This window comes from Bartonella sp. EBT8, assembly GCF_055796165.1.
Window position 1 is genome coordinate 1 of record NZ_JBTTDJ010000027.1, and the last position, 5,893, is coordinate 5,893.

The window sequence follows — 5,893 nt, forward strand, 5'->3', positions numbered from 1 at the left end:
GCGTGTCATGATGCAACGGGTAAGGGAGTATATATCGGATACGGGAGGAGCCCTTGAGGGGGTCGTTATGGTTCATGAAGAGCAACAGCGGACAGAGATTAGGATTGAAAGCAAATCACAGTTTAAAAAGTATCAGACAGGTCTTTTTATCCGGTTTCAAGCGACGGGCAAGAATGTAGGGTTCACGACGGTTTCGTTGAATGGGTTAGAGGAGAAAACTGTTTATAAGGCAACAGCAAGAGGAGCGCAGCCATTATCGGGAGGAGAGATCCAAAACAGTTGTATCTATAGTTTGCTTTATAGCGATGATGGTTGGCATCTTTTAAATCCGACGCCAGTTCGCTCATCGGAAGATTTTGACACCAGTCTTTACCCGTCAGGATTTATAGGAACTTTTGCGATGCGTCATGTTCCTCAGGGTTGGTTGTTATGCGATGGGAAGGCGTATTATTAAGAAAAATACAGTAAAATCAGTATATTAAGTGCATTTATTTTATATAAATCCACTTAAGAATCCACACTTTTATGCATGATTCAATTGACCATTTTTGATAAACAATAGCCATCTATAAACAGACCATAAAAAGCAAATCATGATGCCAATATTATAACACATGAGAGCATTCAAATAAAATGCAAAGCAGTTATCATTCATAACATCTCATAAATTTTACAAGACGTTTCTATCATAATAAATCGCATTGTTAAAACGATATGCTTTTAATGATAGAATGCAAAATACGTTTCAAAAGCTGTTTTGATAATACGGTTTAAAAATAAGAATCTAAATTTGGATTGTGTAATTTTAGTCACCTCAAAAATGAGGGTACTTTTTTTCATAAGCAGAGAGAAGTTAAGATACGAATATCATTGCCTATGAGAGATTTTTTAAATGAATATTTTATCATTTAAACTCATAAATAAGGCAATGACATTAATAGTTAAAACTTAACTTCTAAAACACCTTAGTATTTTTAGATTATTTATAGCTTAATTGCTGTATTTTCAATATCTATATATATTACTAAAAATTATAGCATCGCCATAAATTTTAGTTTCTTTATACAGCTTGGCTCTGCCATAAACTTTAGCGTCTCCATAAACTTTAGCTTTCTCAAAGATCTGAGCTTTGCCATAAACTTTAGCATTGCCATAAACTTCAGCCTTGCCATAAATTTCAGCTTTCTCAAAGACCTGAGCATTACCATAAACACAGGCATTGCCATAAATTTTAGCTTTATCAGAAAGATTGGTATTACCAAAAACATTGGCATTATCACAAATATGGGCAGAACCATAAATCTTAGCATCGCCATCAACATATGCATTGCCATAAACACGGGCAGAACCCCCAATTTTAACATTACCAAAAACTCTAGCTGTATCAAACACTTTGGCATTGCCATGAATTGCGACGGTATCCCGGCGCCCTTTTCCAAACACCTTAGCTTTACCATAAACTTTAACATTGTCAGAAACTTTAGATGTGCCATAAACTCTAGCTTCTTCATACACCTTGACTTGACCATAAACTTCAGCCTTGCCATAAATTTCAGCTTTATCAAAGACCTGAGCTTTACCATAAACTTTAGCTTCATCAAAGATTTTGGCATCCCCGTAAACTTTGGCATTCCCAAAAACAGCGGCATTAACAGATATCCAACAATCACCATCATGAGATAGATTTTTCTCTTTTTCTATCCAGCCACCCAAATCACCTGCTTTAACATCACCAAAGTCTTTAATAGCTTGAATACGATAAACTACGTGTCTTCCAATTGTCCTTATATCATCTGTAAATTTATATTTTTTTTGTATGGTTGTGAACCAAAGCATTGGGGAAAATCTCCTTAATAAAATTTTGTAGAAAAGGTGTCCCCACGCTGGATAAACTCTAATCTGATTCTGATTTTTTTTCTAACAGTTATCATTTGGAACGAGATGTTTTTTTGAGACAGTATAGCCCCCCGCATTTGTTCTTTATTCTTCAGTATCAACAATCTCTATAAGAATATCGCTCTTATTAACCTCCTTATTTTTTGGAACCTCTCTTATTTCACTTTGTCGATTGAGTTTTGCACGCCCACAAACACGACCAAAGACCTTGATCGTATGAGAAACCTGAGCCTTTTCATAAACAGAGCCATAAATTTGCGCACAGCCACTCACTTTTGCATAGTCATAAACCTTGCCATAAATTTGTGCACGTTTGTTAACAACAGCATAGCCATAAACATGCGCAGTGCTAAAAAGACAAGCAGAGCCTAACACCCTAGCGTTGCCATAAAGCCTTGCATAATCAAGAAGACAACCATTATGAGAAAGATGCGCCTTGCCATAAACATGGGCATCAATCGAAACGCGGCTATTGCCATACACACGAGCCTTACCATAAACATAACCAGCCACATACGCATTGTCATAAACAAATGCATCATCATAAATTTTTGCATATTGAGAAACGAACACCTTATCATGCACCTGAGCATTGCCATAGACACGCCCACGAACTTTTGCATAGCCACGTATTTTTGCATTCTCATAAACACGGGCTTTGTTATAAACCAATGCATTATCATATACCCAGCAATTGCCATCATGGGAGAGGTTATGTTCTTCTTCGATAAAACCACCCAGTTGACCAGCCTTGACATCAGAAAAGTCTCTTAAAGCTTTAATGCGATAAAGCGTTGTCATTCTTTTTGTGGTTTTATCTGTTAAATGTTTTGTTTCATTGGTCAATTTATATTTTTTAGACATCATAAGATTCCTCACAATCTCTCTTGTGTTAAAATTTGCATGGAAAATGTTAGAAAGAGGGAGCGCCCCCGCCGCGCTTTAGACGTTTAAAAAGGCTTTATTACGCAGCCAGATGATTTTTATTTCATTATGGGCAAGCAATTCGATATAAGATCTTGTTTCAATATCATCACGCGTCTTTTCAATAATCATAACAATGCCGTGAAGATTTTCATTCTCATAAACATGGGCATGATTTACAACACGGGCATGATCATAAATACGAGCATTGCCATAGACATGGGCATGGTCATAAATGATCGATTTACCAAAAACGATTGCATTGCCATAGACATAACCAGCGATAATAGAGTTATTATAGACCCTAGCATTTTGAGAAACATGACCTGAGTTTAAAACCAGAGCATTTCCATAAACCCAGCAATTACCATTATGAGAGAGGTTATCTTCAGTTTCGATAAAGCCGCCTAATTGACCAGTCTTGACATCAGAAAAGTCTCTTAATGCTTTAATGCGATAAAGTATGTGATTAGCAAAGAGACGCGTTTCATTTGTTAATTCATATTTTTTAGTTACAACTGTACTAATCATGAGAAACCCCAATCTAAATATCTACTAAATTTTGAATGAAAGAATTTGGAAAGCAGGCGCCCCCGCAACGCCGACGCCATTATTTATGCTGCTTTAAAAGCGATACATTACAAAGGAAATTTCTCCATAAGGAGAGAGACGCTCTGTATAAACATTCTCTCTTGTATTGCCATGGGCATTTTTAGTCACAACAGCCATGCCATAGGCACTTGCATTTTCATAAATATGAACATTACTGATAATTTTTGCATCATCAAAAACCCGCGCATTATCATAAACATGGGCATTGGGATAAACGCGGGTTTTGTCACAGACATGGGCATTACCATAAACATGACCACAAACATGAGCATAATGACGTATTTTTGCATTGTCATATACACGGGCATGACCATAAACCCATGCATTATCATAAACCCAGCAGTTACCATCATGAGAGAGGTTATCTCCCTTTTCAATAAAGCCACCCAATTGACCAGCTTTAATATCATCAAAATCTCTTAAAGCTTTAATGCGATAAAGTGTGTAATCATCCAATACACGGGTTTCATTAGTAAGCTCATATTTTTTAGATACAGTTATAGTAGACATAGGGAAGCTCCTATCTAATAATCGATAAAATTTTAATGAAATGTTCTTTTAAAGAGGGGCGCCCCCGCCGCGCCCACGCGTCTATTTACGCAGCCTCATTTGCATCTTCAGAATTGCAATCATATTGGCAATCATCATCATACCCATAATCATCATAATATTCGTGTCGATAGTAATCATCCTCACTACCAAATTCTGGATATGCATCATCACAGATATCTTCATTAGCAGTTAAAGAAGCATTGCTATGAATATAAGAATTGCCAGAGACCAGAGCATCACAAACCACGGCATCATCAAAGACACGGGATTCATCACAAATATAAGCAGAACCGTTTATTTTTGCATTACCGCCGACATGGGCATCATCACAAATGACAGCATCATCAGAAATATGGGCATGATCAGTTACACGAGCGTTATCATAAATTTGCGCATTGCCTTCAATAACCACGGCATTTCTAGCATGGGCATTGCCAGAAAGTTTTGCATTATCTTTTAGTGTCATACCTTCAAAAATAGCATTGCCATAAACATCAACAAAAAAGCTTTTTACTTTTGCATTACCAAAGACACGGGCATTTTCAAAGACACGCGCTTTATTATAAACCCAGCAATCCCCATCATGAGAGAGGTTATCTTCCTTTTCGATATACCCCCCCTAGATCGCCTTTTTTGACATCACCAAAATCTCTTAAAGCTCTAATACGGTATAAAAAGTGATCATCTATTAATTCACAATCATCAATAAATTCATATTTTTTGGATGAGATAACGGGGGTGTTTTTTACTGTAGATTTCATTTGAAATCCTTTCTTAACATATAAAAGGTTTTAATTGACAGCTCTAAAAGAGCGCCGGGCGCTAAAACCACGGTGTTAAGTCCGTTGTCACACTTTTCCCATAGGGTATTGTATGGTGTGACTACACCCGGCAAAATCATTATATGCATTATATAGCATAAAAGAAAGCCAGTATTTTAAAAAGCATAGGAAAGGCTGTTTCGTAACCTACCCGCTTAACACTAAGTGGTTTTAATCACCTGAGTATTTATATAACAAAATACGTATTTATTGTCAACTATATTTTATTCTTTTTTGTGTTTTTTTATAATTATTTTTGCACCATTATGTATAAATATGCATCATATGCTTATGAATAGTTTCTGTTTTATTAACTATATTTGACTCTATATTACGCAATTGCGTTATTTTTCTCTTTTAAACATCATAATAACTAAAAACGCTCTCATAACGCTTATTTTTAACTTTATAACGTATCATTATTTTTATGAGATAACTTGTGAATATTTTTGTGAATTTTTTATAAGAGCTTTGTAATTTAAACAGCTTTATAGAGACCGCATTCTTATAACCACCGCTTTTGATTCAAATCTCTTTTTGATTCATTCTCTATAGAGAGCGCATCGTTTTGATAAAACAAAGGATAATATGATCATGCGGTTTTGATTTTTATAAAAACATTTCGAATTCTTATATCCTTATCAAAATGCCTTTTAATGGGCTTTTGTATCTTGTCAGTTATTAGCAGTCATTTTACTCCCTCATTTTTAAAAAAACTTTTCGATAAAAATAAAAAACATTATATTTCAATAGGTTAGTATGTTTTGAGAAATAATCAGTGCTAATAAGATGATTTATATAGACAATTAATGATATCAATTGAACAAAACCTGTCAGTATCTGTATAAAAATTGAACTGACAGCATTTATGATTATAGTGCGTGTTTAAACCCTATCTTATGAGAGAGCATATAAATCTTTAAAGTCTTTCAAAAGACAGCTCGTGATTATGAGAAATATTATCAAGATTTTTAGTTTTGAGGGTTTTGAGGGTTCTTTTAGCCCCCCCTTTAAAAAAAAATTTTAGTAAAAATAAAAAGTGTTATATTTCAATAAGTTAATTTTTATCAATTTTCAAAAAACAACTG

At 35.0% G+C, this 5,893-nt stretch carries 4 protein-coding genes and 2 pseudogenes; 1 reads left to right on the top strand and 5 read right to left on the bottom strand.

Annotation, left to right across the window (positions count from 1 at the left end):
- Nucleotides 1–448 (top strand): annotated as a pseudogene (locus AC0QT4_RS08395) (phage tail protein); the annotation flags it as partial.
- Nucleotides 449–1,005: 557 nt separating this feature from the next.
- Here the strand turns inward: AC0QT4_RS08395 and AC0QT4_RS08400 are convergent.
- From AC0QT4_RS08400 to AC0QT4_RS08420, 5 genes and pseudogenes are all read right to left on the bottom strand, one after another.
- A complete protein-coding gene (locus AC0QT4_RS08400; protein WP_473201230.1) occupies nucleotides 1,006–1,836 on the bottom strand; it encodes a hypothetical protein in 831 nt (276 codons plus the stop codon).
- Nucleotides 1,837–1,980: 144 nt separating this feature from the next.
- Nucleotides 1,981–2,760, bottom strand: a complete 780-nt coding sequence (locus AC0QT4_RS08405) for a hypothetical protein (RefSeq protein ID WP_473201231.1) — start codon at nucleotides 2,758–2,760, stop codon at nucleotides 1,981–1,983.
- 78 nt (nucleotides 2,761–2,838) lie between these two features.
- A complete protein-coding gene (locus AC0QT4_RS08410; RefSeq protein WP_473201232.1) occupies nucleotides 2,839–3,351 on the bottom strand; it encodes a hypothetical protein in 513 nt (170 codons plus the stop codon).
- Between the two features lie 93 nt (nucleotides 3,352–3,444).
- Nucleotides 3,445–3,942 (bottom strand): hypothetical protein, encoded by a 498-nt coding sequence (locus AC0QT4_RS08415; RefSeq protein ID WP_473201233.1) that lies wholly within the window; start codon nucleotides 3,940–3,942, stop codon nucleotides 3,445–3,447.
- Nucleotides 3,943–4,027: 85 nt separating this feature from the next.
- Nucleotides 4,028–4,745, bottom strand: a pseudogene (locus AC0QT4_RS08420) (LbetaH domain-containing protein).
- Nucleotides 4,746–5,893 lie beyond the last annotated feature (1,148 nt).

Coding starts and splice junctions, on each gene's coding strand:
- AC0QT4_RS08400 (WP_473201230.1), bottom strand. CDS start 1,836: ATGCTTTGGTTCACAACCATACAAAAAAAATATAAATTTACAGATGAT.
- AC0QT4_RS08405 (WP_473201231.1), bottom strand. CDS start 2,760: ATGTCTAAAAAATATAAATTGACCAATGAAACAAAACATTTAACAGAT.
- AC0QT4_RS08410 (WP_473201232.1), bottom strand. CDS start 3,351: ATGATTAGTACAGTTGTAACTAAAAAATATGAATTAACAAATGAAACG.
- AC0QT4_RS08415 (WP_473201233.1), bottom strand. CDS start 3,942: ATGTCTACTATAACTGTATCTAAAAAATATGAGCTTACTAATGAAACC.